The following is a 15,613-nucleotide window of genomic DNA, read 5'->3' on the forward strand; positions in this document are numbered from 1 at the left end:
GCCCCTGGGCTCAAGACGCCCGCGGGGGCGCCGACGTGACGGGGAGATGAGATCCGAGGCCGCAGAGCCACGCCGGGACCCCCGGGGCACCGCTCCGGTGTCCGGAGGACGCCTGCGCGCGGCGCTCGACGCCCTCCCGGACGCCGTCTGGCTCCTCGACGCCGTCCGCGACGAGGCCGGCGTCATCCGGGACTTCCGCGTGGCCGACCTGAACCTGCGCGCCGCCCGGGTCGCCGGCACCACCGTCGAGGCCGCCCGCGGGAGCCTGCTCGGCGACCTTGTCGCCACCGCCCGCCGGTCCGGGCACATCGAGCGGTGGGCGGAGGTCGTGGAGACCGGCGTGCCGGGGGAGCTCGAGTTCCGCTACGACCCGCCGGACGGGCCCCCGGTGTGGCGGTGGGCCAGCGCGACGCCACTCGGGGACGGCGTCGCCCTCGCCCTGCGCGACGTGACGGAGCGGGTCCTGGCCGAACGGCGCCGCGCGGCGCCGGAGGCCGACTTCCGGCTGCTCGCCGAGAACGCGACCGACATGATCTGTCGCATCTCGCCCCACGGCCAGATGCTCTACGTCTCGCCCGCGGCCCGGGAGATCCTGGGCTTCGCGCCCGACGAGATGGTGGGCCGCCCCGACTGGGAGTTCGCCCACCCCGACGACGCGCCGACGGTGATGGCGGTCCGCGAGCGTCTCGACCGCGGCCCCGACGTGCGGACGGTGACGTACCGCGGCCGCCGCAAGGGCGGCGGCTGGGTGCGGCTCGAGTCGACCGCCCGGGCCGTGCGCGACGGCGACGGGGTCATCGCCGAGATCCACGTCGCGACACGCGACGTCAGCGAGCGCGCGCTGGCCGACGCGGAGCACGCGGCGCTGCACCGCGTCTCCGAGGCGGTCGCGGCGGGCGTCGACGACGCCGCCCTCTACGGGCTGGTGGCGGTCGAGATGGCGCGCCTCCTCGAGGCCGACGGCGGCCGCGTCGTGCGTTTCCTCGACGACGGGCGCGCGGAGCTGCTCGGCGTCTGGCGCCGCCCCGGGCTGCCCCAGATCGTCGCGGGGGAGCGGATCCACATGGACCCGGCGTGGGCGGTGTCACGGACCCGCGCCACGGGCCACACCGCGGTCGCCGAGACGCCCGCCGCCACGGCGAGCGCCGACCTGCGCTACGGCATCGCCGCGCCGGTGCGCGTCAACGGCGTGGTGTGGGGCGCGGTGGCCGCGGGGTACGGCGGCCCGGACGACGTGCCGCCCGGCGCCGGGCACCGCGTGGAGCGCTTCGCGAAGCTCGTGAGCCTGGCGGTGGCGAACGCGGAGGCCCGCACGCGCCTGACCCTGCAGGCCACCACGGACGCCCTCACCGGCCTGGTGAACCACTCGACCTTCCACGCGTCGCTCGGCCGTGCGTTCTCGCGCACCGACCGCTACGGCCGCCCGCTCAGCCTCGCGATGATCGACCTCGACCGCTTCAAGGTCCTCAACGACGTGTTCGGCCACCGCGCCGGCGACGCGGCCCTCGCGATCGTCGGCGACCTGCTGCGGCAGCACGCCCGGCGCGCCGACGTCGTCGGGCGCGTCGGCGGCGAGGAGCTGGCCTGGCTCATGCCGGAGACCGACGCCGAGGGGGCCCGTGAGGCGGCGGAGCGGCTGCGCCGCGCCGTGGCCGCGGCACCCGTCGGCGGCCCGCTGGGGCTGACCGCGTCGATCGGCGTCGTGGCGCGCGCCCCGCACGACACGGACGCCGAGGCGCTGTTCCGTCGCGCCGACGCCGCCCTGTTCGAGGCGAAGCGCCGGGGGCGCGACCGGGTGGTCGGCGGCTCCTAGGCGGTCAGGGGCGCCGGTCGAGGTCGGCCGCGGCCTCCTCGGTGAGCAGCCACGTGAGGCTGCCGGCGGTGGGGCGCAGGCGCCCGGCGGGGATGTCCCGGTCGCCCGCGATCGCGCGGGCCACCATCGCGGCCTTCTCGGCGCTGCCGACGACGACCAGGATCCGCCGCGCGGCGTTGATGACCGGCAGCGTCAGCGAGACACGCCACGGCTGGGGCATCTCGGGGCGGTGCACCGGCACGAAGAGCCGTTCCGTCTCGTCGAGCTCGGGGCCGCCGGGGAAGAGGGACGCGGTGTGGCCGTCGGCGCCCATGCCGAGCAGCACCAGGTCGAGCACGGGCCACGGCGACCCGGCGACCGTCGCCCGCAGGTCCTCCTCGGCCCGCGCGGCGCCCTCGGGGGGCGGCAGCTCGCCGAGCACGCGGTGCACCTGGTCGGGGCGCAGGGGGATCCGGTCGAGCAGGGCCTCCCGCGCCATGCCGTAGTTCGACCCCTCGGCGTCGGGCGGCACGCAGCGCTCGTCACCGAAGTAGAAGGCGGCGCGGCCCCACGGGGGGCAGCGGCCGGCGAGCTGCTGGTACGCGGCCCGCGGGGTGCTGCCACCGGCGAGCGCGATGCTCGCCCGCGTCCCGGCGGGCGTGTCGAGGGCGACCCGCTCGATGCGGGCGGCGGCCTCGTCGGCGAGGGCGGCGAGGTCGCGGACGATGCGGATCTCGGGGCCGGGGGTCGTCTTCACGCCGCCACCTGCGCCGCGCCGGCGAGGGCGCGCTCGAACGGGCGGTCGCGCCGCTGCATCTCGAGCTCCCCCGCCAGCAGCCGCGCCCGGTCGCTCTCGGGGAGGGGCAGGACGCGCCGGCGGGTGGCCCCGTCCGGCTCGGTGACGCACACCACGGCCGCCGCCCGGCCGGGGAGGCGCTCGATCGTGAGGCGGCGCCCGGTGCCCCCGCCGTCGAGCTCGACGGCGACGGGGCCGTCCTCGCCGTCCTCGGCGGGTCGCGACGCGAGGCGCACCGTCAGGTCGTCGCCGATGACGTCGCGCAGCCAGCCCGCGAGCAGCAGGGTCCCGGCGTCGGGCTCCGCGCCGCCGTGGGCGACGAGCACGGCCGGGGATCCGTCGCGCAGGCTCGCCATCGCCTGCTCGTCGACCATCTGGGCGATGAGCTGCCGCCACGCGGTGATGCGCGCCCACGCCAGGTCGGTGACGGAGGGGGACGCGCCGGACGCCCAGGAGGCGAGGGCGCGGACGCCCTCGGCGCCGGGCGCGCGGCCCGACTCGGTGATCACGCGGTCCACGACGCCGGCGAGGCGGTCGAGCACGCCGTCCCCGGAGGCGTCCGGGGGCCCCGGCCACCACAGGACCGTCGGCAGGTCGGCGCGCAGCAGGGGGACGGTGGCGCTCGCCGCGCCGCCCGCGGCGTCGCCATGCAGCGTGAGCACGACCATCTCGACGGCGACGCCGGTGTGGTCGACGCCGAGGCGGCAGCTGGTGCTGACGGTGGCGTCGATGCCGCTGCCGCCGGGGGCCGTCGCCAGGAGCACCGCCCGGGAGGGCTGGTGGTCGGCGAGCCGCTCGATCACGCGCGACATCTCGTCGAGCTCCGACGGGTCCGTCGCGTAGGCCACCAGGTTCAGGACACCGGCCATCGTGAAGGGCATGCCCCCGTCCGGGGGGCGCCGCTGCACGGCGAGCCGGTCGATCACCTGGGAGATGCTCACCCCCGTCCCGTCCCAGTCCTCGCGTACGCCCGGTGAGCTCACAGTCGCCGCCACACCTTTCCGTCCCGCGCCATCAGGGCGTCCGCCGCCTCGGGGCCCCACGACCCCGCATCGTAGTTCGGGAACGGGCCCGGCGTCGCCGACCAGTGGTGGATCAGCCCGTCCATGATCTCCCAGGCCCGCTCGACCTCGTCCCACCGGGCGAAGAGGGTGGAGTCGCCGAGCAGCGCGTCGAGCAGCAGCCGCTCGTAGGCCTCGGGGGAGGTCCGCAGGAAGGCGTTGCCGTAGGCGAAGTCCATGCTCACGGGCCGCAGGTCGATCTGCGGGCCGGGGACCTTCGCGAGGAAGCGCAGCGACGCGCCCTCGTCGGGCTGGATGCGCAGGGTGAGCAGGTTCGGGGCGACGCTCTCGACCGCCGTCGTCGCGAACGGCAGGTGCGGGGCGGCCTTGAAGTGGATCGAGACCTCCGTCGCCCGCCGCGGCAGGCGCTTGCCGGTGCGCAGGTAGAACGGGGTGCCCGACCAGCGCCAGTTCTCGACCATCAGGCGCATCGCGACGAACGTGTCGGTGTTCGACGCGGGGTCCACCCCGGGCTCCTGGCGGTACCCCGGCACCCGCTCGCCGCCGATCCACCCCGGCCCGTACTGGCCGCGCACCGCGTCGCGGGCGGCGCTCGCCGCGTCGAAGCAGGGGATCGCGCGGAGCACCTTGACCTTCTCGTCGCGCACGTCGCGGCTCTCGAACCGGGCGGGCGGCTCCATCGCGACGATCGAGAGAACCTGGAGCATGTGGTTCTGGACGATGTCGCGGAGGGCGCCGCTCTGGTCGTAGTAGCCGCCGCGGGTGCCGACGCCGAGGTCCTCGGAGACGGTGATCTCGACGTGGTCGATGTAGCGCCGGTTCCAGATCGGCTCGAAGATCGCGTTGCCAAAACGGAGCACGAGCAGGTTCTGGACCGTCTCCTTCCCCAGGTAGTGGTCGATCCGGTAGACCTGCCGTTCGCGGAACACGACGTTGAGGCGGGCGTTCAGCTCCCGCGCGGAGGCGAGGTCCTCGCCGAAGGGCTTCTCGACCACGAGCCGGGCGAAGCGCTCGGTGCCGTCGCCCTCGTCCGCAAGGCCGGCGCGCCCGAGGTTCTCGGCGATGACGGGGAAGAACTCCGGCGCGGTGGCGAGGTAGAAGAGGCGGTTGCCGCGGGTGCCGTGGCGGGCGTCCTTCTCCGCGATCATCTCCCGGAGCCGCGCGAAGCCCTCGGGCTGGTCGAACGGGGCCGACAGGTAGCGCAGGCGGCGGGCGAAGCCCTCCCAGACGCCGTCGTCGACGGGGATCGCTCCGTGGGCCTCGACCCCGGCCCGCATCCGGGCGCGGAACTCCTCGTCGGGGAGGTCGGATCGGGCGACGCCGATGACCGCGGTCTCGGGTGGCAGCAGCTGCTGGGCGGCGAGGGAGTAGAGGCCCGGCATCAGCTTGCGCTGGGTGAGATCGCCCGTGGCGCCGAAGATCACGATGACCGCGGGCGGCGGCGTGCGCATGAGGCGGGGGTCGTCTCGGACCGCGGGCGCCGGGTCGCGCGCGGACGTCAGCACGGTCTCAGTCTCACCGTCATGTCGAGGGTGATGGTCAGTCGCGCGCCGCCGCCACCTGGGCGCGGGCGGCGTCGGCGACCGCCTCGGCGGTGATGCCGAGCTCGCGGAGCGCGACGTCCCCCGGCGCCGACAGCCCGAACCGGTCGATCGCGACGATCGCGCCGGTCAGGCCGGTCCACTCCGCCCACCCGAACGGGCTCGCGGCCTCGACGGCGACCCGCGCGGTGAGCCCGGGCGGCAGCACCTCGGCGCGGTAGGCTGCGTCCTGCTCGCGGAACAGCTCGAAGGAGGGCATCGAGACGACCCGGGCGGCGACGCCCTCCGCCGCGAGGGCGGTGCGGGCCTCGAGGGCGGTGTGCACCTCGGAGCCGGTCGCGATGATCGCCACGTCGTCGCCGGGCGCCACGACGTAGGCGCCGCGCTCGACGGGGGGCGTCCCCGGCATCGTCGGCAGGCCCTGGCGGCTCAGCACGAGCGCCGTCGGGGCGTCGGTCCGCCCGATCGCGACCCGCCAGGAGGCCGCGGCCTCGCTCGCGTCGGCGGGGCGCAGCACGACGAGGTCGGGCACGGCCCGCAGCGCGGCGAGGTGCTCGACGGGCTGGTGCGTCGGGCCGTCCTCCCCCAGCGCCACGGAGTCGTGGGTGAATACGAAGATCGACGGCAGCCGCATGAGGGCCGCGAGCCGGATCGTGTTCTTCATGTAGTCCGAGAAGGTGAAGAACGTCGAGCAGACCGGCCGCAGGCCGGCGTGGGCGGCGATGCCGTTGGTGATCGCCCCCATCGCGTGCTCGCGGACGCCGTAGTAGAGGTTGCGGCCGGCGAAGTCGCCGGGGCCGACGACGCCCATGTCCTTCAGCGTCGTGCTCGTCGAGGACGAGAGGTCGGCGGCGCCCTGCACCAGCTCGGGGACCGCGGCGGCGAAGGCGTTCATGGCCGTGCCGGCGGAGGCGCGCGTCGCGATCGACGTCCCCTCGGGGAACGTCGGGGCGGCGTCCTCCCACCCGTCGGGGAGGCGGCCCTCGCCCACCCGCGCGAACTCCGCGGCCTCGGCGGGGAACTCCTCGGCGTAGGCCGCGAGGCGCGTCTCCCAGTCCTGCTGCGCGGCGGCGCCGCGGGCGCGGAGCTCACCGGCCCACGCGGCGACCTCGTCGGGGACGAGGAAGTGCGAGTCCTCGGGCCAGCCGTAGGCCTTCTTCGTGAGGGCGACCTCCTCGGGGCCGAGCGGCGAGCCGTGGGCGGAGGAGGTGTCCTGCTTGTTCGGGGAGCCGTAGCCGATGTGGGTGCGGCAGGCGATCAGCGTCGGCCGCCCGTCGGGCACCGACGCCTCGGCCAGCGCCGCGTCGATCGCCGCGACGTCGTTGCCGTCGTCGACGCGCAGCACCCGCCACCCGTAGGCGGCGAAGCGCGCCGGCACGTCCTCGTTGAACGCGAGGCTGGTGGGGCCGTCGAGGCTGATCCGGTTGTCGTCCCAGATCCCGATCAGCTTCTCGAGCCCGAGGAAGCCCGCGATCGAGGCGGCCTCGTGCGAGATGCCCTCCATGAGGTCGCCGTCGGAGCAGATGAACCAGGTCCGGTGGTCGACGATCTCGTGGCCGGGGCGGTTGTAGCGGGCGGCGAGCATCGCCTCGGCCAGCGCGAAGCCGACGGCGTTGCCGAAGCCCTGCCCGAGCGGCCCGGTGGTGATCTCCACGCCGGGCGTGTCGCCCTTCTCCGGGTGCCCGGGGGTCTCGGAGCCGAGCTGGCGGAACCGCTCGAGCTGGGAGATCGGGAGGTCGTAGCCGCTGAGGTTGAGGAGCGCGTAGAGCAGCATCGACGCGTGGCCGGCCGACAGCACGAAGCGGTCGCGCTCCGGCCACTCGGGGTCGGCGGGGTTGTGGCGCAGGTGCCGGGAGAACAACGTCCACCCGACCGGGGCGAGCCCCATCGGCGCGCCGGGGTGGCCGCTGTTCGCCTGCTGCACCCCGTCGATCGCCAGGGTGCGCACGGTCGTGATGGCCAGCTCCGGCGCTGCGAGCGTCGTTGACACGGTACTGCTCCTTCCGGGGTCAGTAACTGACGTCGTGCGGGTGGCTCTCGCGCAGTCCCCCGGGGGTGATCCTCACGAACCGGGCGTTGCGGTGGAACTCGGTGATGGTACGGGCGTCGGAGTAGCTCATGCCCGAGCGGAGGCCCCCGACGAGGCCGTGCAGCACCACGGCGACGGCGTCGCGCAGGGGCACGACCGCCTCGACGCCCTCGGCCACGACCGGCGTGAACTCGGTGTCGTCCTCGGCCTCGAGGGCGCGGCGGGCGTCCGCGGCGGCGCTGGACGCCATGCCCCGGAAGACCTTGACGCGTCCGCCGTTGCGGGAGACGACGACCCCGGGGCTCTCGGGGGTCCCGGCGAGGAGGTTGCCGACCATGACGGTCTCGGCGCCGGCGGCGATGGCCTTGGCGACGTCGCCGCCGAAGCGGATGCCGCCGTCGGCGATCACCGGCACCCCGAACGGGGCGCACGCCTCGGCGCAGTCCATGACGGCGCTGAGCTGCGGCACGCCGACGCCCGCGACGACGCGGGTGGTGCACACCGAGCCGGGCCCCACGCCGACCTTGACGCCGTCGGCGCCGGCCTCCGCGAGGTCGCGGGCGCCCTCGGGCGTGGCGACGTTGCCGGCGATGATGTCCGTGGAGCCGCCGAGCGCGTCGCGGATGGTGGCGATCGCGCGGACGGCGTGCTCGGCGTGCCCGTGGGCGATGTCGAGCACGACCACGTCGGCGCCGGCGTCCTGCAGCGCCTGGGCGCGCTCGACGTAGTCGCCGCGCACGCCGATCGCCGCGCCCACCGCGAGGCGCCCGCGGGAGTCCTTGGTGGCCTCCGGCCGCTCGGCGCGCTGAAGGAGGTCGCGGAGGGTGATGAGCCCGACGAGGCGGTCGTCGTCGTCGACGAGGGGCAGCTTCTCGACCCGTCCGTCGCGGAGGAGGCGCGCGGCCTCCTCGGCGGAGGTGTCGGGCCCGCCGACCACGAGCTCCGCGCGCGGGGTCATCAGCTCGCGCACCGGCTGGGCCCGGTCGGTGCGCAGCATGACGTCGCGCCGGGTGAGCAGCCCCTCGAGGCGGTCGCCGGGGCCGACGACGACGAGGCTGGTGACGCCGAGGCGCTGCGAGGCGTCGGCGGCGTCGGCGAGCGTCGCGTCGGGCGCGATGGTGTGCGGGTCGGGGATGACGAGGGCCTCGGCGCGCTTGACCCGCGCGACCTCGGCGACCTGCTGCTCGACGGTGAGGAACCGGTGGACGATGCCGAGCCCGCCGACGCGCGCCATCGCGATCGCCATCTCGGACTCGGTGACGGTGTCCATGTTGGCCGAGACGATCGGCGCGGCGAGGCGCAGGTTGCGCGTCAGCCGGCTCGCCACGTCGACGTCGGACCGCGACGCGAGGCCGCTGCGCCGCGGCACGAGCAGGACGTCGTCGTAGGAGAGCGCGAGGGGGATGGAGGCGTGATTCACCGGCGGAGGATAGCCCACCCCCCACGTGCGCCGACCGTCCGCGGCGGTGAGGTAGCATCGCCCGATGGCGCCCCGCCCGCCCCTCGCGCTCGCCGTGGGCACCGCGCTCGTGCTCGCCCTGTCCGGCTGCGGTCAGGCGCCGGCCCCCGAGGCCGACGTGACGCCGACGGAGTACATCGCCGCGGTCCAGGGCCTCCTCGACCCGCCGGCGCAGATCGCCTCGTCGATCTCGGAGCGCGCGCGCGGCACCGACGCCCCCGCCCCCACCCGCGAGCGGCTCCGGGAGATGGTGGCGACGGCCCGGTCGCGCCTCGCCTCCTTCCGCGCCCTGCGCCTGCCGGATCCCGCGCTGCGCCGCCAGCGCGACCGCCTCGCCGGGGCGTACGCGCGCCTGATCCCCCGCATGGCCTCCGTCGCCGAGGCCCTCGCCCCCACCCGAGGGTCGGGCCTGGCGATCGCCGACGGCCTCGCCTCCGTCGGCGCCCGCGCCGACCTGCGTGCCGCCGCCGGACCGTTCCTGGACGCGTTGAGACAGCTCCCATCCGCCGCCTCGTCGCCCTCGCGCTGAGCGCCCTCGCCGTCGTGGCCGCCGCCGGGTGCGGTGGCGGCGGCGCGTCGCTCGCCCCCTCCACGGCCCCCCTGACGGACGGGACCGAGGTGTCGCCCCAGCGGTACCTCGCCGACACGGCCGCCGCCGCGGCCGCCGTGAACGCCTTCTCCGACGCCCTCTCGGACGTGGGCGCGACGGCCCGCCCGGCGACGCTGCGCCGCGTCGCGCGGGAGCTGCAGGAGCCCTTCGACACGACCGTCGCCATCTCCGAGCGGCTCGCGGCGGCCCGCCTCCAGGACCGGCGCCTCGAGGCGCAGCGCGGCCGCGCCGCCCCCCTGCTGGCGGACGTGGTGGACGCGATGACCCTCGTCGTCAACGCGGCGGAGGCCGGCGACCCGGAGGCGGCCGAGGTGGCGTCGACGGAGTTCTCGACCGCGATCGGCGAATTGCGGAAGCTCCCCGCCGCCTCCTGACCCGGGGGCGGGTGTAGGGATCCGCGGGCGGTGCCGATGATCGGGGTGCGCCGCCCCCGTGGGGCGGCCGGTCCGATCGACGACGGTTGCGCCAAGGATGGTGTCGGTGACCCAGGCCCCGGTTCGGGTGCTCATCGCAAGCCGCAGCCCGGCATGGGCGGCCGGGATCGCCGGCTTCCTGGCGGTCCCCCCGATCGAGGTCGAGACCGCCTTCACCGTCGACGCCGCCCTCGCCGCCATGGCCGCGGCGCCGGTCGACGCGGTCGTGCTGGACCGCGTGCTGGCCGACGCCCCCGGCGCCGAGCTCGCCGACGAGATCCGCACGCGGCACCCCGCGGCGCGGATGCTGTTCGCGGTCGACGACGCGTCGCCGGAGGCGCAGCTCGAGGCGCTCGCCGCGGGCGCGGCCGGGTGCCTCCTGCCCACCTGGACCCGCGACGCCGTGCTCGACGCGCTGCATGACGCGTTGCGGGGCGTCGGGCGGTTCGACGTCGATGCCCTCCGCCCCCTCGCCGACCTCGCGCGGCGCACGGCGCCCCGCCAGATGCTGCTGACCGAGCAGGAGCGCGTGGTGCTCCGCCTCATGCGGCAGCGGCTGACCTACAAGGAGATCGCCCAGCGCCTCGGCGTCTCGTGGCACACCGTCCGCACCCACGCCCAGTCGATCCTGCGCAAGTCGGGGGTCCACTCCCGCCGCGACCTCGACGCCTGGGACGCCCGGCTGGGCGACCCCGCGCCGGAGCCCGACCCCGTGGCGCGCCCGTGATGCGACGTCGCATCGCCCCGCCGGCGGGGCTCGCGCTGCTCCTCGCCGGCGGGGCGCTGCTGGTGCGCGTCACGGTCATGACGCTGGCGGGCGACGCCGGGCGGTACGCCTGGCTCTTCACGGCCGCCGCGTGCGTCCTCGGCGGGGTCGCCCTCGTCCTGGTCGCGCTCCCCAAGATCGCCGCCCCCGCGGAGGGGGCGGCGGACCAGCCCACACCCGAGCTGCCGCGCGGGTGAGGGAGCCCGGACCGGAGGGGGCCTTCGGGAGGCAGGCCCCCTCCGGCTCCGGGCAGGACTATCCGGCGTCGTCCGGCAGGCCCCGGATCACGGCGATCGCCTCGGCGACCGTCTCGCGCAGGATCTCCCCCGCGGGACGGGGCGCCCCGGCGAGGCCGGCGGCCTGGCCCGCCCAGAGGGCGATCAGCTCCGGCTCGTCGGCGCGGGCCGCCGCGCTCCGCAGGTCGGCGCTCGCGGCGGCCTGCCGCGGGTAGCCGAGGGCGGGCGGGCCCTCCGCCTCGAGCGTGTCGACCAGGCGGTTGCGCAGGCCGCGCGCGGGCCGGCCCGAGATCGCCCGGGTGATGACGGTGTCGGTGTCCCGCGCGCTCGCGACCCGCCGCCGGTAGCCGTCGGGTGCGCCGCTCTCGAGCGCCACCAGGAAGCGGGTCCCCATCTGGACGCCCTGCGCCCCGAGGGCGAGGGCGGCGGCGAGGCCGCGGCCGTCCATGATGGCCCCGGCCGCCACGACCGGGACCTCGACCGCCGCGACCACCTGCGGGACCAGCGCGAACGTGCCGACGAGCGGCACGCTGCCGTCGCGGGGCACCTCGAACGTCGACCGGTGCCCCCCGGCCTCGGAGCCCTGGGCGACGATGACGTCGGCGCCGGACGCGACGGACCGCTCGGCGTCGGCCACCGACGAGGCCATGACGACGAGCGGGACGCCGGCGGCGGCGGCGAGGTCGGCCACCTCCGCGGGGTCGCCGAGGCCGACGCTCACGACGGCCGCGCCGGCGGCGAGGGCGGTGGCGACGAGCTCGCGGGGGGTCGCCGGGACGGGCGGGGTGGGTGCCTCGGGCGGCAGCCCCATGCCGGTCCGCAGCCCGGCGATCGCGGGCCGGGGGTCGCCGCCGTCGGGGTCGGGGGCGGTCGCCGGGGCGACCAGGACGTTCACCGCGATCGGCGCGTCGGTCAGCTCGCGCGCACGGCGCACGGCGGCGTCGACCGCGGCGATGGACATGCCGGTGATGCCGAAGGCGCCGAGGCCCCCGGCCTCCGAGACCGCGGCCACCAGCTCGGGCGTCGTCGGGCCGCCCGCCATCCCGGCGAGGAGCACGGGGTGGCGGATCCCGAGGGTCCGGCAGAGCGGCGAGTCAGACAGGCGTCGAGACATTGCCCACGTGAACGGCCTGCACCGCCGGTAAGGAATCGCACCCGGACACCGATAGAGGGGGCAAGCCGGGCCTCACACCGGATCGTCCCCTCTACACGGAGAGGTTACACCACATGCGCCGTCACCTTATCGCCGTCTACGTCGCCGGTGCCACCGTCGCCACGCTCGTCGCCGCCAACGCGGCCGTCGCCGCGACCTGGATCCGCCGCTAAGCGCACCACGCCTCCCACGAGGTCCGGGTGCTGACCGCCCCGGGCCTCAGAGGTCCCCGGGCTCGGCCAGAAGACGGTCGATCGCACCGGTGATCGCGGGGTCGTCCGGCTCGACGGACGACGCGAAGCGCGCCACGAGGCGCCCCCGCCGGTCGAGCAGGTACTTCGTGAAGTTCCAGTCGGGCTCCGCACCGGCCGGCCCGCCGCGCGCGGCGATGGCCGCGAACACCGGCTGCGCCCGCGGCGCCGTCACGCGACCGGGCGCCGCCATGGGGAATCCCACCCCGTAGTTCAGCTCGCAGAACGCCGCGATCTCGGCCGCGTCGTCCAGCTCCTGGCGGAAGTCGTCGCTCGGGAACCCGACCACGGTCAGCCCCTCGTCGCCGCGCTCCTCGTCGAGCGCCTCGAGCCCCTCGAACTGCGGCGTGAACCCGCACTTGCTCGCGGTGTTCACGACGAGCACGACGCGGCCGCGCAGGCGCGCGGCCGGGAGGGTGCCGCCGGTCAGGAGCTCGATCGGGCCGCGGACGACGGGCGCCCCGCGCGCGGAGCCCTCCGGCAGGGTGGTCGCCGTGGTCGTCGCGGGGATCCCGCCCGACGCGGCGGGGGGCGGGTCGTCGCCCGCGCAGCCCGCCGCGGCGAGGCCGAGGGCGGTGAGCGCGACGGCCGCGAGCAGCCGGGGGAGGGGGCGGGAACCGGTCATCCACCCGAGGGTACGGGCGGGCGGGCGGTCCGGACCAGGGGATCCTCCCGCGCCAGGCGGGCGGTCGCGAGCAGCGCGCGCCGGTGCCGCGCGATCGCGGCGGGCGCCGGCGCGCCGCCCGGCAGCTCCACTACGAACGCGCTGCCGCCCGCCCGGTTCTGCCAGCGCGTGGCGACGCCCGGCAGGTACCCGAGCCGTCGCGCGGGGAGGCCGGCCACCCGCGCGTACGTCCGGGGGAGGGCCCCGTCGCGGGCGGTGCCGGTGTCCACGAGGGCGAGGGCCTGGTGGTACCAGACGGTCACGTCCGGCCGCAGCCGCCGGATCAGGCGGGCCGCGACGCGCGACTCCGGCTCGGACAGGGCACGCGGCCCCGCGTGGTACGTGTCGAACGGGCGGCCCCGCGCCCGCCACCCGTCGGGGAAGTTGCGGTTCAGGTCGACTCCGCGGGCGTTCTGCCGGGTGCCGGCGGCGGCGCCGTCGGGGTTGAGGTCGGGGACGACCCAGAGCGCCACGTCCCGCAGCGCCGGCGGGCGGCGCCGCAGCGCGGCCGCCAGCACCCGGCCGGCGCCCTCATCCCCGTGCACCGACCCGACCACCAGCACGCGGACCGGCGCGGAGCGGTCGCCGATCACCGACACGCGAACGGGACGTCCCTCCGCGGAGCGCCCCAGCACCGCGTCGTGGACCGGCGGGGCGGGCGCGGCGCCGCCCGGGGGCGTCGCGACGAGCAGCACGAGGGCGGCGGCCGTCCCGGTCAGGACGGCCGCGGCGCGCCTCCGGTCAGTCGGCGGCGGCGGCGAGGCTGAGAGCCTCCTCGCGCGCCCGCACGACCTCCCACGGGATGGTGATCGACCGGCCGTCCATCTCGACGGCGCCACTGGCGCGCAGCTTGCTGAAGGCCGTGGTGACGGCCTCGCGGGAGGCGCCGACCAGTGACGCCCACTGGGCGTGGGTCAGCTCGAGCCGCAGCTCGATGCCGTCGCGCGTCGCCACGCCGAAGCGCTCGGCGAGCTGGTAGAGGCGCGCCCGCAGGCGGTCCTCCACGCGCATCTCGCTGACCAGGGCGACGGTCTCGCGGAGCATCGCGACGCGGTCGGAGAGGAGCTCCGCCAGGTTCCGGCCGAGGCGCGGGTAGCGGGCGATGAGGCCCTCCACGGCGCGACCCGACAGGGGCGACACGGCCGAGTCCTCGAGCGCGGTGACGCTCGCCGCCGGCGCGTCGCCGAGCGTCGAGTAGATCGCGCCCGCGTCGAGCAGCGAGATCATGATCTCGTGACCCGGTGCGGTGCTCTCGAACATGGCGAGGCGGCCGTCGCGCACCACGAAGAGGTGGTCGGAGCGCCCGAGGGGCTCCGGCATGGCCGCGCCACGCGGCCAGCGCACGAGGGGGAGACGGCTGTCGAGGAGGGTGAGGTCGCGTTCGGGGAGTCCGGCGAACAGGTCCATGCGGGTCAAACCGATGCGTCCGGGGCCCCTCACGCCCGAGCTCCTGAAGCCGTTTTCGCGAAGTTCTGAGAGGGCCGTCGCCATTGCGGGGACTGTGGCACTCGTTTGTTATGGAGCACTAAGAACGGATGCAAGATGTAGGTGTGATGCCCGTCTGGGGGATCTCCAACCCCCCGTGCCCGCACGTGTGGATACGATCCCGGGACCGTCCCGGCCAGGGAGCGCAACCCGGTGGACCGTCCCAGCCCCGCCGTTCAGGACTACCTGAAGGCGATCTATCAGCTCGACGAACAGGCCGAGAGCGACGGTCCGGTGACCACCACCCAGGTCGCGGAGGCGCTCGCCGTGACGACGGCCTCCGCGAGCAACATGCTCAAGAAGCTGGACGGCCTCGGCTACGTGGTCCAGGTGAAGCGCCAGGGCGTGGAGCTCACCGAGACGGGCCGTCAGGCGGCGCTCGAGGTGATCCGGCACCACCGGCTGCTCGAGACCTACCTCGCGACCCGCCTCGGGATGCCGTGGGACGAGGTGCACCGCGAGGCCGAGGTGCTGGAGCACCACGTGTCCGGCGCGCTCGCCGACCGCATCGCCGAGGTCCTCGGGCACCCGGAGCGCGACCCCCACGGTCACCCCATCCCGACGAGCGCGGGTCAGCTGACGACCACGCCGGCCCGCCGCCTCTCCGAGCTGCCGCAGGGCACGACGGCGGTCGTCGGCCGCGTCGACGACCGCGACGACGCCCTCCTGCGGTTCCTCGCCGAGCGGGACCTGGTGCCGGACGCGGCGGTGGAGGTGCTGGAGCACGCGCCGTTCGGGGGCCCGATCTCGGTGCGCGTCGGCGGGGACCGCGTGGTGGAGGTCCCCCCGGCCGCGGCCAACGCGGTGCACGTGGTCTAGGTCCACGGGACCGCGGGGGCCCTGTGCGGGCCCCGGTGGGCGTGGGACACTCCCGGGTGGTGACCGGTCGCCCCTCCCGCGGCCGACGCCGCGACACGAGGAGCACAGTTGCCCCGTATCACCCGGTTCATCATGACCGCCGCGGCGATCGCCGCGCTCGGCCTCGGCCTGTCCGCCTGCGGGGGGGACGACGACTCGTCCGACGCACCCGCGACCCCGGACACCACCACCGAGCAGACGACGACCGCGGCGGGGACGTCGGCGACCACCGCCCCGGCCCCCGCGGCCGGCAGCACCCTCGAGGTCGACGCCGACCCGAGCGGCGCGCTCGCCTTCACCCAGACCACCCTCAGCACGACCGCCGGCCCCGTCACGATCACGCTGAGGAACGAGTCACCGGTGCCGCACAACATCGCCGTCCGCGGCGGCAGCGTCGACACCGAGCCGTCCGAGACGATCCAGGGCGGCGAGACCACCGAGCTCACCGTGGACCTGCCCCCGGGGGAGTACGAGTACTACTGCGAGGTGCCGGGCCACGAGCAGGCCGGCATGAAGGGCACGCTGACGGTCGAGTAAC

Annotated in this window: 16 protein-coding genes; 7 read left to right on the forward strand and 9 right to left on the reverse strand. The window is 76.2% G+C overall.

The window, feature by feature from the left end; all coding sequences use genetic code 11:
• The first annotated feature begins 97 nt into the window (after window positions 1-97).
• A complete protein-coding gene (locus IU369_RS04565; RefSeq protein ID WP_217923388.1) occupies window positions 98-1,813 on the forward strand; it encodes a sensor domain-containing diguanylate cyclase in 1,716 nt (571 codons plus the stop codon).
• 4 nt (window positions 1,814-1,817) lie between these two features.
• On the opposite strand, the gene pgl is transcribed toward IU369_RS04565, so the two are convergent.
• The 5 genes from pgl to guaB all read right to left on the reverse strand — a co-directional run bounded on the left by pgl (window position 1,818) and on the right by guaB (window position 8,600).
• A complete protein-coding gene (gene pgl, locus IU369_RS04570; protein WP_217923389.1) occupies window positions 1,818-2,549 on the reverse strand; it encodes a 6-phosphogluconolactonase in 732 nt (243 codons plus the stop codon).
• On the reverse strand, window positions 2,546-3,529 hold the full coding sequence (locus IU369_RS04575) for a glucose-6-phosphate dehydrogenase assembly protein OpcA (protein WP_217923390.1): 984 nt from the start codon (window positions 3,527-3,529) through the stop codon (window positions 2,546-2,548). Before IU369_RS04575 ends, pgl begins: the two co-directional genes overlap by 4 nt.
• Window positions 3,530-3,567: 38 nt before the next feature.
• A complete protein-coding gene (gene zwf, locus IU369_RS04580; protein WP_425516812.1) occupies window positions 3,568-5,061 on the reverse strand; it encodes a glucose-6-phosphate dehydrogenase in 1,494 nt (497 codons plus the stop codon).
• An 88-nt stretch (window positions 5,062-5,149) separates the two neighbouring features.
• Window positions 5,150-7,141 (reverse strand): transketolase, encoded by a 1,992-nt coding sequence (gene tkt, locus IU369_RS04585; protein ID WP_217923392.1) that lies wholly within the window; start codon window positions 7,139-7,141, stop codon window positions 5,150-5,152.
• A gap of 19 nt (window positions 7,142-7,160) precedes the next feature.
• Entirely contained in the window at window positions 7,161-8,600 is a 1,440-nt protein-coding gene (gene guaB / locus IU369_RS04590; RefSeq protein ID WP_217923393.1) for an IMP dehydrogenase, read from the reverse strand.
• 64 nt (window positions 8,601-8,664) lie between these two features.
• Between guaB and IU369_RS04595 the strand changes: the two genes are divergently transcribed.
• The 4 genes from IU369_RS04595 to IU369_RS04610 all read left to right on the forward strand — a co-directional run bounded on the left by IU369_RS04595 (window position 8,665) and on the right by IU369_RS04610 (window position 10,625).
• Window positions 8,665-9,168, forward strand: coding sequence for a hypothetical protein (locus IU369_RS04595; RefSeq protein WP_217923394.1), 504 nt, complete (start codon window positions 8,665-8,667; stop codon window positions 9,166-9,168).
• 14 nt (window positions 9,169-9,182) lie between these two features.
• Window positions 9,183-9,623 (forward strand): hypothetical protein, encoded by a 441-nt coding sequence (locus IU369_RS04600; protein ID WP_217923395.1) that lies wholly within the window; start codon window positions 9,183-9,185, stop codon window positions 9,621-9,623.
• 106 nt (window positions 9,624-9,729) lie between these two features.
• Entirely contained in the window at window positions 9,730-10,389 is a 660-nt protein-coding gene (locus IU369_RS04605) for a helix-turn-helix transcriptional regulator (RefSeq protein ID WP_217923396.1), read from the forward strand.
• Window positions 10,389-10,625 (forward strand): hypothetical protein, encoded by a 237-nt coding sequence (locus tag IU369_RS04610; protein ID WP_217923397.1) that lies wholly within the window; start codon window positions 10,389-10,391, stop codon window positions 10,623-10,625. The genes IU369_RS04605 and IU369_RS04610 overlap by 1 nt, the downstream gene beginning before the upstream one ends.
• A gap of 58 nt (window positions 10,626-10,683) precedes the next feature.
• Here IU369_RS04610 and IU369_RS04615 read toward each other — a convergent pair whose 3' ends face one another.
• The 4 genes from IU369_RS04615 to IU369_RS04630 form a co-directional block, all read right to left on the reverse strand.
• Window positions 10,684-11,778: an NAD(P)H-dependent flavin oxidoreductase gene (locus tag IU369_RS04615; protein ID WP_281426209.1), complete on the reverse strand. Its 1,095-nt coding sequence runs from the start codon at window positions 11,776-11,778 to the stop codon at window positions 10,684-10,686.
• A 258-nt stretch (window positions 11,779-12,036) separates the two neighbouring features.
• Window positions 12,037-12,693, reverse strand: a complete 657-nt coding sequence (locus IU369_RS04620) for a glutathione peroxidase (RefSeq protein ID WP_217923399.1) — start codon at window positions 12,691-12,693, stop codon at window positions 12,037-12,039.
• On the reverse strand, window positions 12,690-13,427 hold the full coding sequence (locus IU369_RS04625) for a DUF2817 domain-containing protein (RefSeq protein WP_217923400.1): 738 nt from the start codon (window positions 13,425-13,427) through the stop codon (window positions 12,690-12,692). Before IU369_RS04625 ends, IU369_RS04620 begins: the two co-directional genes overlap by 4 nt.
• Before the next feature lie 46 nt (window positions 13,428-13,473).
• Window positions 13,474-14,172 (reverse strand): Crp/Fnr family transcriptional regulator, encoded by a 699-nt coding sequence (locus tag IU369_RS04630; RefSeq protein ID WP_217923401.1) that lies wholly within the window; start codon window positions 14,170-14,172, stop codon window positions 13,474-13,476.
• Window positions 14,173-14,370: 198 nt separating this feature from the next.
• Here IU369_RS04630 and IU369_RS04635 point away from each other — a divergent pair, with 198 nt between their 5' ends.
• Window positions 14,371-15,036, forward strand: coding sequence for a metal-dependent transcriptional regulator (locus tag IU369_RS04635; protein WP_217923402.1), 666 nt, complete (start codon window positions 14,371-14,373; stop codon window positions 15,034-15,036).
• 108 nt (window positions 15,037-15,144) lie between these two features.
• The gene (locus tag IU369_RS04640) at window positions 15,145-15,612 is read left to right on the forward strand and encodes a plastocyanin/azurin family copper-binding protein (RefSeq protein ID WP_217923403.1); all 468 of its coding nucleotides are present in this window, start codon (window positions 15,145-15,147) and stop codon (window positions 15,610-15,612) included.
• Window position 15,613: the final 1 nt, after the last annotated feature.

The sequence above is a fragment of the Miltoncostaea oceani genome, from assembly GCF_018141545.1.
GTDB classification, from domain to species: domain Bacteria; phylum Actinomycetota; class Thermoleophilia; order Miltoncostaeales; family Miltoncostaeaceae; genus Miltoncostaea; species Miltoncostaea oceani.